Raw genomic sequence first — 19,235 nt, forward strand, 5'->3', positions numbered from 1 at the left:
CAGCAGACCCGATAAGTCAATTTCACATTATTCCCAGAAATCCCGGGCGGGATCGAGCACCGGGCGAATAATGCCCGCACGCACCGTAAAGTCACCGAAGCCTTCACCCGCTTCGCGCTCTTTCGCCCAGCGCCCAATCAGTTCATCCAGCGATGCCAGAATTTCCGGCTCGGTGATGTTCTCTTTAAACATCCGGGGAATTCGGGTTCCGATACGGTTGCCCCCTAAATGGAGGTTGTAACGCCCGGGTGCTTTACCCACCAGACCAACTTCCGCCAGCATCGCACGACCACAACCGTTCGGGCAGCCGGTCACACGCATGACAATGTTTTCATCACTCAGGCTGTGCTTCGCCATCAGCGTGTCGATGTTGTCGATAAACGTTGGCAGGAAGCGCTCGGCTTCCGCCATCGCCAGCGGACAGGTCGGGAACGAGACGCAGGCCATCGAGTTTTCACGCTGCGGAGTGACCGCGTTCATTAAGCCACTCTTCTGCGCAATCTTCTCGATCTTCGCCTTTTCACTCTCAGGAACACCGGCAATGATCAGGTTCTGGTTCGCGGTAATGCGGAACTCACCTTTGTGGATCTTCGCGATCTCAAGCAGACCGGTTTTCAGCGGTCGGCCCGGATAATCGAGGATACGGCCGTTTTCAATAAACAACGTCAGATGCCATTTATTGTCGATCCCTTTCACCCAGCCGATACGATCGCCGCGACCGGTAAACTCGTACGGACGGATCGGCTCAAACTTGATCCCCGCCCGGCGCTCAACTTCAGCTTTAAAGGTCTCAACGCCTACGCGTTCCAGCGTGTATTTGGTTTTCGCGTTTTTACGATCGGTACGGTTACCCCAGTCACGCTGCGTGGTCACCACTGCTTCCGCGACCGCCAGCGTATGCTCAAGCGGCAGATAGCCGAATTCGCTTGCCGTACGGGCGTAGGTTTTCTTGTTACCGTGCTCGATGGACAGACCGCCGCCGACCAGCAGGTTGAAGCCCACCAGCTTGCCGTTTTCCGCAATCGCCACAAAGTTCATGTCGTTGGCGTGCAGATCGATGTCGTTCTGCGGCGGGATTACCACGGTGGTTTTAAACTTACGCGGCAGATAGGTTTGACCGAGGATCGGCTCTTCGTCGGTAGTCGCGACTTTTTCCTGATCAAGCCAGATCTCTGCATAGGCGCGGGTGCGCGGCAGCAGATGTTCGGAGATCTTTTTCGCCCACTCGTAGGCTTCCGCGTGCAGCTCAGATTCATACGGATTCGAGGTGCACAGCACGTTACGGTTCATGTCGTTGGCGGTCGCCAGAGCGTCAAGCCCGACTGAATGCAGCATCTGGTGTACCGGCTTAACATTCTTCTTCAGAATGCCGTGAAACTGGAAGGTCTGACGGTTGGTCAGACGAATGCTGCCGTATATGGTGTTGTCATGGGCGAACTTGTCGATCGCCTGCCACTGTTTGGTGGTGATCACCCCACCCGGCAGACGACAGCGCAGCAGCATCGCGTGACGCGGCTCCAGCTTTTGCTCGGCACGTTCGGCGCGGATATCGCGGTCGTCCTGCTGGTACATACCGTGAAAACGGATCAGCAGGAAGTTGTCGCCTTTAAACCCGCCGGTCAGGCCGTCGTTTAAATCTTCGGCAATGGTACCGCGCAGATAGTTGCTTTCCAGCTTCATACGCTCAGCGTCGGACAGTTTGCCTTCGACCACCAATGGTCCTGGATGTTTTTCGCTCATTAGTAGACATCTCGCTGATAACGGCGCTCAATGCGCAGCTCACTTAAAAATTCATCCGCCGCTTCGATATCCATACCACCGAATTCGGCAATCACTTCCAACAACGCCTGCTCAACGTCTTTCGCCATGCGATTGGCGTCGCCACAGACATAAATGTGCGCACCGTCGTTAATCCAGCGCCACAGCTCCGCGCCCTGTTGGCGCAGTTTATCTTGTACGTAGACTTTTTCTTTTTGATCGCGGGACCAGGCGAGATCGATACGGCTCAGTACGCCCTCTTTGACGTAACGCTGCCATTCCACCTGATACAGGAAATCTTCGGTAAAGTGTGGGTTACCAAAAAACAGCCAGTTTTTGCCTTCGGCTCCGTCAGCCGCACGCTGCTGCATGAATGCACGGAACGGCGCAATCCCCGTACCCGGTCCAATCATAATTACCGGCGTTTGCGGATTCGCCGGCAGACGGAAGTTGTCGTTGTGTTCAATGAACACGCGAACTTCACCTTCTTCTTCCACGCGGTCGGCGAGGAAACTGGAAGCTCCACCAGTACGAGCGCGACCTTCTATCTCATAACGCACCACGCCCACGGTGACGTGCACTTCGCTTTCCACTTCCGCCAGGGAAGAAGCAATGGAGTACAAACGCGGCGTCAGCGGACGCAGAAGATCAACTAACGCCTGAGCATCCAGTTGCGCCGGAGAGAAGCGCACCATATCGACGATGGGCGTGGTTGCGGCGTAATGCTGCAACTGTGCTTTGTCACCCACTAACGGCAGCAAAGTTTCGCTGCGGGTTAAGGTGGCATAGTTTTCCACGATATTGCCGGTGTTAACCGTCAGCTCGAAATGCCACTGCAACGCTTCAGCGAGCGACAGGGTTTTTCCTTCAACCGTGACCGGCTCATCACCTTTCAGCCACAGCAGTTCAACCAGTTCTTTAACCAGAGCCGGGTCATTCTGATACCAGACGCCCAGCGCATCGCCCGGCTGATAACGCAGGCCGGAATCGCCTAAATCAATTTCAATATGGCGCACGTCTTTTTCAGAGTCGCGTCCGGTAATTTTTTGATTCACCGCAAGCGACGCCGTCAGCGGCGCTTCTTTGGTGTATGGGCTGGTGTGTACTTCATTTACTGCACCGCTCGCGGCAACTTGCACAGACGGTGCCGCAGGCGCACGCGCTTTCAGAACATCAACGAGGCGAGCACGCCACTGCGTGGCGGCGGCCTGGTATTCAACGTCGGCATCTACACGATCGAGCAGACGTTCACCGCCCAGCTCAGCCAGTTTCGCATCGAAGTCTTTTCCTGCCTGGCAGAAAAACTCATAAGAGGTATCGCCAAGACCAAACACGGCAAAAGCGGTGTTATCAAGCTTCGGCGCTTTTTTCGAGAACAGGAATTTATGCAACGCCACGGCTTCTTCCGCCGGTTCACCTTCCCCTTGCGTCGACGCCACCACGATCAGCAGTTTTTCATTGGCGATTTGTTTGAATTTATAGTCGCCAGCGTTGATGAGAGTGACGTTGAGCTTCGCGGCGATCAGATCATCGCGCAGGGCTTCCGCCACACGGCGCGCATTACCGGTTTGCGAGGCGGAGATAAGCGTAATGCCAGGCATTTCAGCGACAGGCGCAGGCGCCACCGCGTTGCTGCCAGGCTGCTGATTCAGCACGCCCCAAAAATAGCCAGAAACCCACGCAAGCTGTGCGGGAGTGAAATCGGTCGTGGCCGCCTGAAGGCGTGCCAGTTGCTCCGGGTTTAGCGGTAGCAAAGCGGAAGGTGGGGCCTGTGTCGTCATGCGTTGTCATGTTCCAGTAAGCAAAGCGGATTTCAGCAATAAAACCCAAACTGAAGATAAGGTTAACGGCGGGGATAGTAACAATTAAAGAAGGGATGGAAATAACAAATAACCAAATGGACTAACCTGTTTTAGTTATAGTTATTAACTGCAAAACAGATTATATAAGCATTTGATATATAAATAATTAACTAATATTGATCGTATGAATACGTAGCTTTAGTGCTGAGCATCCTTTTATACACTAAATAATTTAAGATGCATCGAGGCGGCAACTGAGCAAGTCCCCAGGAGCTTACATGAGTAAGTGACTGGGGCGAGCAAAGGCAGCCAACAAAGAAGCAGCTTAAAGAATGACGTGTATAAATAATGATAAAATTTGCTCTTTACGGTACCCTACCGCGGTTTTTCGCATTCTTGAGAGTAAAAAATGTCCACCACCTTGTTTAAAGATTTCACCTTCGAAGCCGCTCACCACCTGCCGCATGTACCGGAAGGGCATAAGTGTGGCCGCCTGCATGGTCACTCATTTATGGTGCGTCTTGAAATTACCGGTGAAGTCGATCCGCATACCGGTTGGATCATGGATTTTGCTGAGTTAAAAGCCGCGTTTAAGCCGACTTACGACAGACTCGATCACTACTATTTGAACGATATTCCTGGCTTAGAAAATCCAACCAGCGAAGTGCTGGCAAAATGGATTTGGGATCAGGTTAAACCTGTGGTCCCTCTGCTGAGTGCTGTAATGGTGAAAGAAACCTGCACAGCGGGCTGCGTTTATCGCGGCGAGTGATTGTAGGCTTGCCGGATGGCAACGCATCTTATCCGGCCTGCAACGAGCAACAAACTCTGGCCGGGTAAGCGAAACGCCCCCGGCACAGTTATCAGGCAATATTCAGATACTTATGGGTCTGCATCGACAGACGCCAGTTACGCGCAATACAGGTATCAATGCACAAACGCGTCGCATCTTCTTTCTGGCTGATTGGCTGTAAGGCGATGATTCGCGGTTTATCGTCACTCAACGTTGCCAGCAGTTCATCCAGTGCTTCAATATCGCGGACACGGCCAACCGGATGCTTGATTTCATTCGCGCGCTCCAGCGCCTGTGACAGCACATCATAGCCACCGCGCATATTCACCTTCGGCGATACGGTCACCCAGGTATTCGGCGTACAGCGTACTTCGTGCGTGCCGCTGGTCTCAATCTGGCAGCTAAAGCCGTTCTTTTCCAGCAGGTCAGTCAGCGGCATCAGGTCATGAATGCAGGGCTCGCCACCGGTGATCACCACGTGACGGGCGGTATAGCCCTGACGCGAAATGACCGCCAGCAGATCTTCGCTGCTCGCAGCACCCCATTTATCGCTTTCTTTGGTCTTGGCCAGGATGCTGTACAGGGAGACTTCCCGATCCTCAAGCTTATCCCAGGTGTGTTTGGTATCGCACCAGGCACAGCCAACCGGGCATCCCTGTAAACGAATAAAAATGGCGGGGACGCCGGTAAAGTAACCCTCACCTTGCAGGGTCTGGAACATCTCGTTAATCGGGTACTGCATAGCGCTCTCAATATGGGGATAAACGATAATTATCGCAGATCCCCGCCAAAGTATCATGCCCCATCGATGCTTTACGAGGCGATCGCTGCGACAAAGCGTGCCGTTATCTGCTGCGGACGCGTGATAGCCCCACCAACCACCACGGTATGGGCGCCTAATGCCAGGCATCGTGCAGCACGTTCAGGGGTATCAACGTTCCCTTCCGCCACAACCGGTACGCTGACCGCAGCCAACACATCACGTAAAAAACCGCAGTCGTTTTCCGCCAGCACATGCCCAGCAGTGTCAGCGGTATAGCCGTAGAGCGTAGTGCCCACACAGTCAAAACCCAGGCGCTCAGCGGTCACCGCTTCGTCTACGGTGGCGATATCCGCCATCAGCAGTACGGACGGATAGCGAGCGCGGATCTGCGTAACCAGTTCTTCCAGCGTTTGCCCACCGGGGCGCGGACGCGCTGTCGCATCCAGAGCAATAATTTCCGGCTCAACGGTCATCAGTTCATCGACTTCCTGTAAAGTGGCCGTGATAAAGACATCGCTATCCGGATAATCACGCTTGATAATCCCAATCACCGGTAGAGAGACGCTCTCTTTAATCGCGCGAATGTCCACCACGCTGTTTGCACGAATACCTACCGCACCGCCCTGCGCTGCCGCCAGCGCCATACGTGACATAATAAACGGGCTGTGCAGGGGCTCATTTTCCAGCGCCTGGCAGGAGACGATTAATTTACCTTTCAGGGAATCCAGTACAGTTTTCATTACGATAAGATCTCTTCGACTTCGTTTTTAATGATGGTGACATGCGGGCCATAAATCACCTGAACCCCGTTGCCGCGAATAATTACGCCACGGGCCCCGGTCGCTTTCAGCGCCGCTTCATCGACCTTGCTGCTCTCTTTCACCGTCACGCGCAGGCGTGTGGCACAACAATCCACCTCTTCCAGATTCTCTTTGCCTCCCAGCCCGGCGATCACTGCCGCTGCTCGCTCACTCTGCGGCAGGCCGGATTCAGTCGGCGCTGCGTTTTCACGACCAGGTGTCAACCAGTTAAAGCGGTTAATCAAATAGCGGAAGGTGAAGTAGTAAAGGAAGAACCACGGGATCCCCACCATGGGGACGTACATCCAGTTGGTTTTAGCTTCCCCCTGTAGCACGCCGAAAAGGAGGAAATCGATAAGCCCACCCGAAAAGGTTTGCCCGATGGTGATATGTAAAATATGCGCCATCATAAACGCCAGACCATCGAAGAAGGCGTGAATGACGTATAACACGGGTGCGACAAACAGGAAGGAGAACTCGATAGGCTCAGTGATACCTGTCAGGAAAGAGGTCAGGGCTGCTGATAACAGCAGACCAGCGACAAGTTTTCTGTTCTCAGGCTTGGCGGTGTGGTACATCGCCAGACATGCGCCAAGCAGGCCAAACATCATGGTGATGAAGCGCCCGGACATAAAGCGCGAGGTGCCCGCATAGAACTGCTGCGTATTCGGATCGGCAAGTTGCGCGAAGAAAATACGCTGCGTACCTTCAACTAACTGGCCGTTGACGATTTCACTACCGCCAAGCGCTGTCGTCCAGAACGGCAAATAAAAGATATGGTGTAAACCCAGTGGGCCAAGCATACGCAGGATGAAGCCGTACAACAGCGTCCCCAGATAGCCTGTCGCATCCACCAGACCACCCAGTCCAAAAATGAGTTTCTGGAAATGCGGCCAAACCACCGTCATGACCGCACCCACGACAATCGCGGCAAGGGAGCTAATAATCGGTACAAAGCGCGAACCGCTGAAGAAACCAAGGAACTGAGGTAATGAGACTTTATTGAAACGGCTATGCAGCGCGCAGGTGACAAGCCCAATCACTACCCCACCGAACACACCTGTTTCCAGCGTCTGAATACCCAGCGTCATCCCCTGGCCTACGGCACCGGGATTCTCGTGTGCCAGCGTTCCGTTGAGCGTCAATAAAGCGTTGATGGTGGCGTTCATCACCAGAAATGCCAGCAATGCCGCAAGCCCGGCGGTGCCTTTATCCGTTTTCGCCAGTCCTACTGCGACACCCACCGCAAAGAGCACCGACAGGTTGGCAAACACAATAGAACCTGCGCTGGTCATGATCGTGAAGATTGCCTGTAACCAGTCAACGTCCAAAAACGGATAAGCAGTCAATGTGTTTGGATTCGACAGCGCGCCGCCAATCCCTAACAACAGCCCCGCAGCGGGCAGTACCGCAATCGGCAGCATGAACGATTTGCCGAACCGCTGTGCCTTTTCGAACCATGCGCCCGATGAAGCGCCGCTAAACATTTGCATCATTTTTTCATCTCTCCGATTAATGATGAAAATTTTTACCATATTTAATATTAATAATGAAAATTTTCATCAAAATCCAGGAAGCCGATCATACTTTTTTAAAATGACTGGCATCTCTCCCCTGCTTTCCGCCACACTATCAACAGAGAAACGCATTAAGGATTTTGCATGTCAGAAAATGAAAACCTGCTGCTGAGATTGCGCCAGGGCGTTGACGGATATAGCCGAACACAGCAGAAGCTGGGAGAGTTTGTGCTCAGCGATCCGGCAAAAGTTGTCTACCTGACGATTACCGAACTGGCGCGTGAAAGCGACACCAGCGAGGCGAGCGTCACACGTCTGTGCCGCGCACTAGGGTGTAAGGGTTATAACGAATTCAAAATGGCGCTGGCACTCGATCTCCAGCAAGGACAGCCGGTAGAGCACAGCGGCGATGAGATTGACAATGTGGTCAATGAATCCGTACAAGCGCTGCAGGACACAGCAAAATTACTCGACAGGACATTACTGGAATCCGCCGCTTTGGCGCTGCATCAGGCCCAGTCGGTACAGATTTATGGCGTAGCGGCCAGCGCTATTCTGGGTGAGTATTTACATTACAAACTCCTGCGCCTCGGCAAACCTGCACAATTGTTCAGTGACATGCATCGTGCAGCCATGAACGCCACAACGCTTAACAAAGACACGCTGGTGGTAGCGATTTCCAGTTCAGGTTCGACGCGCGATCTACTGCATGTCGTTAAACTGGCGCGTAAGCAAGGCGTGCGCGTACTGGCGTTAAGTAATACGCCGCGCAGCCCGTTGGCTTCGCTGAGTGATATTCAACTGGTCGCAGCCAAACCAGAAGGTCCGTTGAGTGCTGGCGCGCTAAACGCCAAGGTGGGAGTGATGCTGTTGGTAGAACTACTGACCACGTCGCTGATTGCTCTGGATGAAAAGTACAGTAATGTGAGCCAGCAAACCGCCAGCGCGACCCTTCCTCTACTGCTTTAAGAGCATAAAAAAACCCGCCGCAGCGGGTTTTTACGTTAAGAGTTAAAGAACAGGATTACGCCTGACCTTTGATCTCTTTACGACCGTTGTACGGTGCTTGTTCACCCAGAGCTTCTTCGATACGAATCAGCTGGTTGTACTTAGCAACGCGGTCAGAACGGCTCATAGAACCAGTTTTGATCTGGCCTGCAGCGGTACCAACAGCCAGGTCAGCGATGGTAGCGTCTTCAGTTTCGCCAGAGCGGTGAGAGATGACAGCGGTGTAGCCAGCGTCTTTCGCCATTTTGATCGCAGCCAGAGTTTCGGTCAGAGAACCGATCTGGTTGAATTTGATCAGGATGGAGTTAACGATGCCTTTTTCGATGCCTTCTTTCAGGATCTTGGTGTTAGTTACGAACAGATCGTCACCAACCAGCTGGATTTTGTCGCCCAGTACTTTAGTCTGGTATGCGAAACCGTCCCAGTCAGACTCGTCCAGACCATCTTCGATGGACACGATCGGGTACTGTTTGGTCAGTTCTTCCAGGAAGTGAGTGAATTCTTCGGAGGTGAATGCTTTGTTGCCTTCGCCAGCCAGAACGTATTTACCGTCTTTGTAGAATTCAGAAGCTGCACAGTCCATCGCCAGGGTGATGTCTTTGCCCAGCTCGTAGCCAGCTGCTTTAACCGCTTCAGCGATTACAGCCAGAGCTTCAGCGTTGGAACCCAGGTTCGGCGCATAGCCGCCTTCGTCACCAACTGCAGTGTTCATACCTTTAGCTTTCAGAACTTTAGCCAGGTTGTGGAACACTTCAGAACCCATACGAACGGCTTCTTTCAGAGTCTTAGCGCCAACCGGCTGAATCATGAATTCCTGGATGTCGACGTTGTTGTCAGCGTGTTCACCACCGTTGATGATGTTCATCATCGGAACCGGCATGGAGTATTTACCCGGAGTACCGTTCAGTTCAGCGATGTGTGCATACAGCGGCAGGCCTTTAGCAGCAGCTGCTGCTTTGGCGTTCGCCAGGGACACAGCCAGGATGGCGTTTGCACCGAAGTTGGATTTGTTTTCAGTACCGTCCAGATCGATCATGATCTTGTCGATGCCAGCCTGATCTTTAGCATCTTTACCCAGCAGAGCCTGAGCAATTGGGCCGTTAACAGCTGCAACAGCTTTCAGTACGCCTTTACCCATGAAACGGGATTTGTCGCCATCGCGCAGTTCCAGTGCTTCGCGGGAACCAGTAGAAGCACCTGACGGAGCTGCTGCCATACCAACGAAACCACCTTCCAGGTGTACTTCGGCTTCAACAGTCGGGTTACCACGGGAGTCGATGATTTCACGACCGATGATTTTAACGATTTTGGACATTAGATTTTCCTCAGTACAAGTTAAACTAAAACTCCAGACAAACAATGCACCCTAATGGGTGCATTGCCGTTCTAACTTATTTACTTCTTACTTCGCCTGACGCTTCTGATGTTCACTGGCGGCTTTCACAAAGCCGGCAAACAGCGGGTGCCCATCACGTGGCGTGGAAGTAAATTCCGGGTGGAACTGACAGGCCACGAACCACGGATGATTCGGTACCTCAATGATCTCGACCAACTGATCATCACCGGAACGGCCTGCAATACGCAGACCCGCAGCTTCAATCTGTTTCAACAGCATATTGTTGACTTCGTAACGGTGGCGATGGCGTTCAACAATTGTCGGCGCGCCGTACAGTTGACGAACCAGGCTATCGTCGCTCAACTGACACTGCTGCGCGCCAAGGCGCATTGTGCCGCCCAGATCGCTCTTCTCGGTACGGATTTCGACGTTGCCGTCTTCATCGCGCCATTCGGTAATCAGGGCCACCACCGGGTACTTACAGTCTGGCACAAATTCCGTGGAGTTGGCGTTATCCATACCCACTACGTTACGTGCAAACTCAATCAACGCAACCTGCATACCCAGGCAAATGCCCAGATAAGGAATATTGTTCTCACGCGCAAAGCGCGCCGTCGCGATTTTACCTTCAACACCACGGTAGCCGAAGCCGCCTGGGATCAGGATTGCATCAAGACCTTTCAGGATCTCAACGCCACGCGTTTCGACATCTTGCGAATCGATCAGCTTGATGTTGACGGTGACACGATTCTTCAGACCACCGTGCTTCAGCGCTTCGATAACTGACTTATAGGCATCCGGCAGTTCAATGTACTTGCCGACCATACCGATAGTCACTTCGCCTGCCGGATTCGCTTCTTCGTAAATAACCTGTTCCCATTCTGACAGATTAGCTTCCGGACAGTTCAAGCTGAATCGTTTACAAATATAATCGTCAAGGCCCTGAGATTTCAACAGGCCCGGGATTTTATAGATGGAATCGACATCTTTCAGAGAAATCACCGCTTTTTCCGGAACGTTACAGAACAATGCAATTTTTGCACGTTCATTAGCCGGAACTGCGCGATCGGAGCGGCAAATCAGGATATCTGGCTGAATACCGATAGAAAGCAGCTCTTTTACAGAGTGCTGAGTCGGTTTAGTTTTGACTTCACCAGCCGCCGCCATGTACGGAACCAGCGTCAGATGCATAAACAGCGTGTGCTCACGGCCAATTTCTACGGCCATCTGGCGAATCGCTTCAAGGAACGGCAGAGATTCGATATCCCCAACGGTTCCGCCGATTTCGACCAGAACAACATCATGACCTTCACCGCCTTCCAGAACGCGCTCTTTAATGGCATTCGTGATGTGCGGGATAACCTGAACTGTTGCGCCCAGGTAGTCGCCACGGCGCTCTTTACGCAGAACGTCGGAGTAGATACGGCCCGTAGTGAAGTTGTTGCGGCGGCTCATTTTGGTACGAATGAAACGCTCATAGTGACCCAGGTCCAGGTCGGTTTCAGCGCCGTCTTCGGTAACGAACACTTCCCCGTGTTGGATTGGGCTCATAGTACCTGGATCGACGTTGATGTACGGATCCAGTTTCATCATGGTTACATTGAGGCCACGGGCTTCAAGAATGGCTGCCAGGGAGGCTGCGGCAATGCCTTTTCCCAGAGAGGATACGACCCCGCCGGTCACAAAAATATAGTTCGTTGTCATGCTGGACCTGAGAAGTTAGGGTGAAACGATGGAATTACCAAGACGGGAAAGTAGTATACCCGAACATGACGAGCGCCACAAACTTTCATTATCCCCTCTCCTTCGTTCTTCAAGCCGCACCGGTGTTGGCTTCCTTCACTCACCCCAGTCACATAGCATTTCTATGTTCCTGGGGATTCTTTCAGTCGCCGCCTTGTTGCGACTCGAATAACTCGAAGAGGCAGTATACAAGGTGTTTCATCAACATAACGGGAAGAGAAAATAGCCTCTTTTGGGTAAATGTTTTTGACGTAAATCAAGCGCTTGTTATTTAAAAAATCACACAAATCGCCCTTGACCGATGAAATCCCTTAGAGATCAATTTCCTGCCGTTTTACCTGTTGCCAGACTTCTTCCATAGTTTCCAGATCAACACCAGTCATTTCCAGACCGCGCGAAGCCACAATTCGCTCAACTTCACGAAAACGCCGCTCAAACTTCTCGTTCGCTTTCTGCAATGCGGTCTCTGCTTTGGTGCCTAAATGCCGGGCCATATTAACCGTAGCAAACAGCAGATCGCCCATTTCCTCCTCCAGTTTAGCCTGGTCGACAACAGCCTGCTTAGCCTCAAACATGACTTCGTCGATCTCTTCGTAAACCTTGTCGACAACCGGTCCTAATGTTTTCCAGTCGAAGCCAACATTTGAGCAGCGTTTCTGGATTTTTTGGGCGCGCATTAATGCCGGTAAACTGCGGGGAATATCGTCGAGTGCGGAATGCTGTGCCTTCTGGGCGCGTTCTTCACTTTTGATTTTTTCCCAACGGGTCAAAACCTCAGTACTGTTACTGGCAGAAACATCAGCAAAAACATGTGGATGACGGCGTTCAAGTTTATCGCTTATCGCAGCACAAATATCATCGAAGTTGAAGCGCCCTTCTTCCTGCGCCATCTGGGCGTAAAACACCACCTGGAACAGCAGGTCGCCCAGCTCTCCGCGCAGGTCGTCAAAATCTTCACGCGCAATCGCGTCCAGCACTTCATAGGTTTCTTCGAGGGTGTATGGGGCAATAGTGGAGAATGTCTGCTCTTTGTCCCACGGACAGCCGTTTTCCGGGTCGCGCAGGCGCTGCATAATACCGAGCAGTCGGTCGATTTGATTCATTGGGATATCCTGAAATTTCAATACAGTAGACCGGATAAGGCGATAGCCGACATCCGGCAACATAGCAATGCCTGATGGCAACGCTAACGCGTCTTATCAGGCCTACAAGGTTATCCGGCCTACAAAATCATTAATTACCGTGCAAGCGACGTGCGTCGATCACATCCGGTACCTGGTTCAGCTTGCCGAGCACGCGCCCGAGCACCTGCAGGTTATAAATTTCGATGGTCATATCGATGGTGGCCAGCTGTTGTTTGGTATCACTTCGGCTGGCAACTCCCAGCACGTTCACCTTCTCGTTGGCGAGAATCGTGGTGATATCACGTAACAAGCCGCTGCGATCGTTGGCCTGGACGCGAACCACCAGCGAATATCCTGCCGAGTAGCTTTCGCCCCAGACCGCATCAACAATACGTTCCGGCGCATGGGAGCGCAGCTCAGCCAGCTGTTCACAATCCGCCCGGTGCACGGAAATACCGCGTCCCTGGGTAATAAATCCGACAATCTCATCGCCTGGAATCGGCTGGCAGCAGCGGGCGATGTGGTGCATCAGGTTACCTACCCCTTCCACCACCACACGACCGTCGTCTTTACGACGACTCTGCGGTGCCTGCGTTTTCTGCTGAAGCTGTTTCAGCGCGGCGGCATCCTGTTCGGCAGCACTGGGCTTATTAAACTGTGCCTGCAGGAAGTTCACCATTTGGTTGAGGCGGATGTCTCCCCCACCAATCGCCGCCAGCAACTCGTCCAGCTCATTGAAGCTGTAGCGCGGCAGCAGGTGTTTTTCCGCCTCTTTCAGGCTGATACCTAAATGCGCCAGCTCATCGTCGAGGATCTGGCGACCAGCAAGGATGTTTTTGTCGCGGTCCTGTTTACGGAACCAGGCGTGGATCTTCGAACGCCCACGACTGGTGGTTACGTAGCCAAGGTTAGGATTCAGCCAGTCGCGGCTTGGGTTTGGCTGTTTCTGGGTGATAATTTCAATTTGATCGCCCATCTGCAGCTGGTAGGTAAACGGTACGATGCGCCCGCCAATTTTCGCGCCAATGCATCGATGCCCCACATCGCTATGAATGTGGTAAGCAAAATCGAGCGGCGTGGAGCCCGCAGGTAAGTCTACAACGTCGCCTTTTGGCGTAAAGACGTACACGCGGTCATCAAAGACCTGGCTACGGACTTCATCCAGCATTTCACCGGAATCCGCCATCTCTTCCTGCCAGGCAATCAGCTTACGCAGCCACGCAATGCGATCTTCATGACCAGAACGCGCCGCGCCTGAAGCGGTGCCCTCTTTGTACTTCCAGTGCGCCGCGACGCCCAGTTCGGCATCTTCGTGCATCTGTTTGGTACGGATCTGAATTTCGATGGTTTTCCCGCCCGGCCCCAGTACAACCGTATGGATTGACTGGTAGCCATTGGGTTTCGGATTAGCAACGTAATCATCGAACTCATCCGGCAGATGGCGATAGTGAGTATGTACTATCCCGAGTGCGGCATAGCAGTCCTGTAAACGCTCTGCCACGATACGCACTGCGCGTACATCGAACAGTTCATCGAAGGCCAACTGCTTTTTCTGCATTTTGCGCCAGATGCTGTAGATATGCTTCGGACGTCCATACACTTCGGCTTTGACGCCTTCCGTTTTCATCTCTGAGCGCAAATGACCGACGAACTCATCAATGTAATGTTCCCTGTCGATACGACGTTCATGCAGCAGCTTGGCTATGCGTTTGTATTCAGCCGGGTGCAGATAACGGAAGCAATAATCTTCCAGCTCCCATTTTAATTGCCCGATTCCCAAACGGTTGGCCAGCGGTGCATAGATATTGGTGCACTCTTTTGCCGCCAGAACGCGTTCATCTTCCGGCGCATCTTTCACTTCACGCAGATGGGCAATCCGCTCTGCCAGCTTGATGACCACACAGCGGAAGTCATCCACCATTGCCAGCAGCATGCGACGGACGTTATCGACCTGCTCGGAAGAAACTGAATCGGTATGCGTGGCTTTAAGCTGGCGTATTGCCGCCATATCACGCACACCGTGGATAAGATGAACAATGGATTTGCCCACGCTCTCGCGCAGGATGTCTTCACTGACCACGTTGGCATCAGCCAGAGGGAACAGCATTGCGGCACGCAGCGTGTCGATATCCATGCTCAACATAGAGAGAATTTCTACCATCTCCACGCCACAGCAGCAGATCCGCATCCGGATGCCCCTGTGTCTGCTGGAGGCAGTACGCCCAGGTTTCGGCTAAGCGTTCACACGACTGCTGGCTGGAGATCCCCAGACTCGCGATCCATTTCTTTGGATCAAACTCACCAGCTTTATTTATATGTGCACTTCTTACCGCAACCATTGTCCTCTCCTTAAGGGGCCAGGCCTGTCGAAGTCGACAAGCCCTACCCATTGTCTTTCATGCTGCATTACAACCCGAAATCCAATGGGTACAAAATTCATTACAAACGCTCAAACAGGACCATTGATTCCAGGTGTCCAGTGTGCGGAAACATATCGAGCATCGCCAGTCGCCGTATGGCGTATCCAGCGTTGAGCAAAGCATCGCTGTCACGAGCCAGCGTTGCTGGGTTACAGGATACATAAACAACGCGTATAGGTTCTAATTTTATAATATGTTGCATCACACCTGCAGCCCCCGCACGCGCAGGATCAAGCAATACTTTGTCGAATCCGTTTTTCGCCCACGGCTGTCGGGTAACATCTTCCTCAAGGTTTTCATGAAAGAATGTCACATTGTGTAATCCGTTATTCAGCGCGTTTTCTCGGCCTTTTTCCACCAACGCAGGAACACCTTCTACGCCAACCACGCTTGCTGCCCGAGTTGCCAGCGGTAGGGTAAAATTTCCCATGCCACAGAACAGATCGAGTACACGATCTTCAGGTTGCACATCGAGCCATTCCAGCGCACGGGCGACCATTTGTTGGTTTACCCCTTCATTGACCTGAATAAAATCGCGCGGGCTGAAGGTTAACCGTAGTCCATTTGAATCATACCAGGGCGATTCTTCTGATATTGATTCCAGTATCTCGCTTTGCGGGGCCAGAAACAAAGACAGCCCCTGAGAATGCGAAAAGCATTCCAGTTTTTCTTTATCCGCAGCACTCAATGGCGCCGTGTGGCGCAAAATCATCAGGGTTCCGCTTCCCGCCTGCACCAGTTCGACATGGCCAAGATGGCGTAACCCTTGCAGACTTTCCAGATACGCTCTGAGATGGGGCAATAACGCCTCAAGCTGGGGCACCAAAATAGGGCATTGTTTGACATCGATAATGTCGCTGGAACCGGATTTGCGAAACCCCATCTGCAATTTTTGTTCTTTTGGCCGATAGTTCAGACTCAAACGTGCGCGACGACGATAGCCCCACGGGGCATCAGCTATAACATCCGACACCTCACATTTCATTAAACGCGACAACGCTGCGCTTTTGCTACGCTGCTGCAATGAGATGCTGGCATGCTGCTGCTGGCAACCGCCGCACACACCAAAATGCGGGCAACGTGGCACTTCACGCTGTGGGCTGTCGTTTAAACGTCGTTTTACTTGCGCGCGGGCAAACTGTTTTTTATCTTCGGTAATCACCACCTCGGCGCTTTCCTGGGGTAGCAATTCCGGTATAAACAACGCCTTTCCGTTATGGCGAGCGACGCCCTGACCAAAAGGATCGAGGTCATTGACGGTAACGGTTATGATCTGACGCGTCGTCACGCGTCGTTTTGCAGAGTAGAATTGCGCCATCGACGAGATATTTCTCTATTTAACAGTGTGACCCTAATTGTCCCATAACGGAACTCCATGACCAACTACAGCCTGCGCGCACGCATGATGATTCTGATCCTGGCCCCGACCGTCCTGATAGGTTTGTTGCTCAGTATCTTTTTTGTTGTGCATCGCTATAACGACTTGCAGCGTCAACTGGAAGATGCTGGTGCCAGCATCATTGAACCACTCGCGGTCTCCAGCGAATATGGCATGAACCTGCAAAACAGGGAATCCATCGGCCAACTTATCAGCGTACTGCATCGTCGCCATTCCGATATCGTGCGGGCAATTTCTGTTTATGACGAAAATAACCGACTATTCGTCACCTCTAATTTTCATCTCGATCCGTCTGAAATGCAGTTGGCGACAGGTTCACCGTTTCCCCGGAAGCTGAGCGTCACCCGGCACGGGGATATCATGATCCTGCGAACCCCTATTATATCGGAAAGCTATTCACCGGATGAATCCGCCGTAAGCGACGCCAAAAACACCAAAAATATGCTGGGGTATGTGGCGCTTGAGCTGGACCTTAAGTCCGTTCGATTGCAGCAGTACAAAGAGATCTTTATCTCCAGCGTAATGATGCTGTTTTGTATTGGTATTGCGTTAATTTTCGGCTGGCGTCTAATGCGCGACGTGACCGGCCCGATTCGCAATATGGTGAATACCGTTGACCGAATACGTAGAGGACAGCTCGACAGCCGCGTGGAAGGTTTCATGCTGGGCGAGCTGGATATGCTTAAAAATGGCATCAACTCGATGGCGATGTCGCTCGCTGCTTACCATGAAGAGATGCAGCACAACATCGATCAGGCCACCTCTGACCTGCGCGAAACGCTGGAGCAGATGGAAATCCAGAACGTCGAACTGGATCTGGCGAAGAAACGCGCCCAGGAAGCGGCACGTATTAAGTCTGAGTTTCTGGCAAACATGTCCCACGAGCTGCGAACACCGCTGAATGGCGTGATTGGCTTCACCCGTCTGACGCTAAAAACCGAACTCAACACCACACAGCGCGATCACCTGAATACCATTGAACGCTCGGCTAACAATCTGCTGGCCATCATCAATGATGTACTCGACTTCTCCAAACTTGAGGCGGGCAAGCTGATTCTGGAAAGCATTCCGTTCCCGCTGCGCAGCACGCTGGATGACGTCGTTACGCTGTTAGCGCATTCATCCCATGATAAAGGGCTTGAGCTGACGCTGAATATTAAGAATGACGTACCGGACAACGTCATCGGTGACCCGCTGCGTTTACAGCAGGTGATCACCAATCTGGTCGGCAACGCCATCAAATTTACCGAAGGCGGCAACATCGACATTCTGGTCGAGAAGCGAGCCCTTAGTAACACGAAAGTGCAAATTGAAGTACAAATCCGCGATACCGGGATCGGTATTCCTGAGCGCGATCAATCCCGTCTGTTCCAGGCTTTCCGTCAGGCGGATGCCAGTATTTCCCGGCGTCATGGCGGAACCGGGCTAGGTCTGGTCATTACGCAAAAACTGGTCAACGAAATGGGTGGGGATATCTCCTTCCACAGCCAACCTAATCGGGGTTCCACGTTCTGGTTCCATATCAGCCTCGATCTCAACCCTAACGTGCTTATTGATCGTTCGACAACCCGATGCCTTGCCGGTAAACGATTGGCCTACGTCGAACCTAACGCCACCGCCGCACAATGCACGTTAGATATCTTGAGTGAAACACCGTTGGAGGTGATTTACAGCCCTTCGTTCTCCGGGTTGCCAGCGGAGCACTACGACATTCTGTTGCTGGGCATTCCGGTCACTTTGCGCGAACCACTCACCATGCAGCATGAGCGGCTGGCAAGCGCAGCAGCGATGACCGACTTCCTGTTGCTAGCCTTGCCTTGTCATGCACAAATTAACGCTGAGAAATTGAAACAGGGCGGCGCGGCGGCGTGTCTGTTGAAACCTCTCACCTCAACCCGCTTACTGCCTGCGCTGACAGAGTATTGTCAGCTAAACCACAGCGCGGATCCGCTGCTGTTAGACGAGAGCAAAATCGCAATGACCGTCATGGCGGTAGACGACAACCCGGCGAACCTCAAGCTGATTGGCGCACTGCTGGAAGACAAGGTCCAGCACGTCGTGCTGTGTGACAGCGGGCATCAGGCGGTGGATCGCGCCAGACAAATGCCGTTTGACCTGATCCTGATGGATATTCAGATGCCAGACATGGACGGCATTCGTGCCTGCGAACTGATCCACCAGCTTCCTCATCAACAGCAGACACCAGTCATTGCGGTCACCGCACACGCCATGGCCGGGCAGAAAGAGAAGCTGCTCAGCGCCGGGATGAACGATTACCTGGCGAAGCCTATCGAGGAAGATAAGCTGCATAATCTGCTGTTACGTTACAAACCGGGCGCAAGCACATCGCTGCGGGCACTCACCGCAGAACCTCTTGAGCCAGTCGTCAATCCGAACACGACGCTCGACTGGCAACTGGCATTAAGGCAAGCCGCGGGTAAGAACGATTTGGCGCGGGATATGCTGCAAATGCTGATCGATTTTCTGCCTGAGGTGCGTAACAAAATCGAAGAGCAACTGGTCGGAGAGAACCCCGAAGGGCTGGTGGATATGATTCACAAGCTGCACGGTAGTTGCGGTTATAGTGGTGTCCCCCGCATGAAAAACCTGTGTCAACTCATTGAACAACAGCTACGCAGTGGAACCAAAGAAGAAGAGCTGGAACCTGAGTTTTTAGAGCTTCTGGATGAAATGGACAACGTTGCGCGCGAAGCGAAACGGATATTGGGGTGATATTCGCCGGATGCGGCGTAAACGCCTTATCCGGCCTAC

General features: G+C 52.6%; 12 protein-coding genes and 1 pseudogene. 3 read left to right on the top strand and 10 right to left on the bottom strand.

Translation table 11 applies throughout. The features are described from left to right. Positions 1 to 27: 27 nt before the first annotated feature. Both cysI and cysJ read right to left on the bottom strand, forming a co-directional pair. Positions 28 to 1,740 carry an assimilatory sulfite reductase (NADPH) hemoprotein subunit gene (gene cysI, locus FDW94_RS12830; protein WP_003034148.1) on the bottom strand — a complete coding sequence of 571 codons (1,713 nt, stop codon included), beginning with the start codon at positions 1,738 to 1,740 and terminating at the stop codon, positions 28 to 30. Next, positions 1,740 to 3,539, bottom strand: coding sequence for an NADPH-dependent assimilatory sulfite reductase flavoprotein subunit (gene cysJ, locus FDW94_RS12835; protein WP_137377691.1), 1,800 nt, complete (start codon positions 3,537 to 3,539; stop codon positions 1,740 to 1,742). Before cysJ ends, cysI begins: the two co-directional genes overlap by 1 nt. Before the next feature lie 430 nt (positions 3,540 to 3,969). On the opposite strand from cysJ, the gene queD reads away from it, so the two are divergent. Further along, positions 3,970 to 4,332 carry a 6-carboxytetrahydropterin synthase QueD gene (gene queD / locus FDW94_RS12840; protein ID WP_003825707.1) on the top strand — a complete coding sequence of 121 codons (363 nt, stop codon included), beginning with the start codon at positions 3,970 to 3,972 and terminating at the stop codon, positions 4,330 to 4,332. Positions 4,333 to 4,423: 91 nt separating this feature from the next. On the opposite strand, the gene queE is transcribed toward queD, so the two are convergent. From queE to FDW94_RS12855, 3 genes are all read right to left on the bottom strand, one after another. Continuing rightward, on the bottom strand, positions 4,424 to 5,095 hold the full coding sequence (gene queE, locus FDW94_RS12845) for a 7-carboxy-7-deazaguanine synthase QueE (RefSeq protein WP_003034139.1): 672 nt from the start codon (positions 5,093 to 5,095) through the stop codon (positions 4,424 to 4,426). Positions 5,096 to 5,166: 71 nt separating this feature from the next. Further along, positions 5,167 to 5,856, bottom strand: coding sequence for an N-acetylmannosamine-6-phosphate 2-epimerase (locus tag FDW94_RS12850; RefSeq protein ID WP_048225328.1), 690 nt, complete (start codon positions 5,854 to 5,856; stop codon positions 5,167 to 5,169). Beyond that, positions 5,856 to 7,412 (bottom strand): maltose/glucose-specific PTS transporter subunit IIC, encoded by a 1,557-nt coding sequence (locus FDW94_RS12855; protein WP_003034134.1) that lies wholly within the window; start codon positions 7,410 to 7,412, stop codon positions 5,856 to 5,858. The genes FDW94_RS12850 and FDW94_RS12855 overlap by 1 nt, the downstream gene beginning before the upstream one ends. Positions 7,413 to 7,577: 165 nt before the next feature. Between FDW94_RS12855 and FDW94_RS12860 the strand changes: the two genes are divergently transcribed. Further along, positions 7,578 to 8,402 (top strand): MurR/RpiR family transcriptional regulator, encoded by an 825-nt coding sequence (locus FDW94_RS12860; protein WP_048236682.1) that lies wholly within the window; start codon positions 7,578 to 7,580, stop codon positions 8,400 to 8,402. Between the two features lie 55 nt (positions 8,403 to 8,457). Here FDW94_RS12860 and eno read toward each other — a convergent pair whose 3' ends face one another. The 5 genes and pseudogenes from eno to rlmD form a co-directional block, all read right to left on the bottom strand. Next, positions 8,458 to 9,756, bottom strand: coding sequence for a phosphopyruvate hydratase (gene eno / locus FDW94_RS12865; protein WP_003034129.1), 1,299 nt, complete (start codon positions 9,754 to 9,756; stop codon positions 8,458 to 8,460). Between the two features lie 87 nt (positions 9,757 to 9,843). Then, complete coding sequence (gene pyrG, locus FDW94_RS12870) at positions 9,844 to 11,481, bottom strand: glutamine hydrolyzing CTP synthase (protein WP_008785683.1); 1,638 nt, start codon at positions 11,479 to 11,481, stop codon at positions 9,844 to 9,846. Between the two features lie 350 nt (positions 11,482 to 11,831). Next, positions 11,832 to 12,623, bottom strand: a complete 792-nt coding sequence (mazG, locus tag FDW94_RS12875; RefSeq protein WP_003825693.1) for a nucleoside triphosphate pyrophosphohydrolase — start codon at positions 12,621 to 12,623, stop codon at positions 11,832 to 11,834. A 130-nt stretch (positions 12,624 to 12,753) separates the two neighbouring features. Continuing rightward, positions 12,754 to 14,983 (bottom strand): annotated as a pseudogene (relA, locus tag FDW94_RS12880) (GTP diphosphokinase). Positions 14,984 to 15,083: 100 nt separating this feature from the next. Beyond that, entirely contained in the window at positions 15,084 to 16,382 is a 1,299-nt protein-coding gene (gene rlmD / locus FDW94_RS12885; protein WP_137377692.1) for a 23S rRNA (uracil(1939)-C(5))-methyltransferase RlmD, read from the bottom strand. 57 nt (positions 16,383 to 16,439) lie between these two features. Here rlmD and barA point away from each other — a divergent pair, with 57 nt between their 5' ends. Further along, positions 16,440 to 19,196, top strand: coding sequence for a two-component sensor histidine kinase BarA (gene barA / locus FDW94_RS12890; protein ID WP_048215651.1), 2,757 nt, complete (start codon positions 16,440 to 16,442; stop codon positions 19,194 to 19,196). Positions 19,197 to 19,235 lie beyond the last annotated feature (39 nt).

It is taken from the genome of Citrobacter sp. wls757 (genome assembly GCF_005280935.1).
GTDB classification, from domain to species: Bacteria; Pseudomonadota; Gammaproteobacteria; order Enterobacterales; family Enterobacteriaceae; genus Citrobacter; species Citrobacter portucalensis.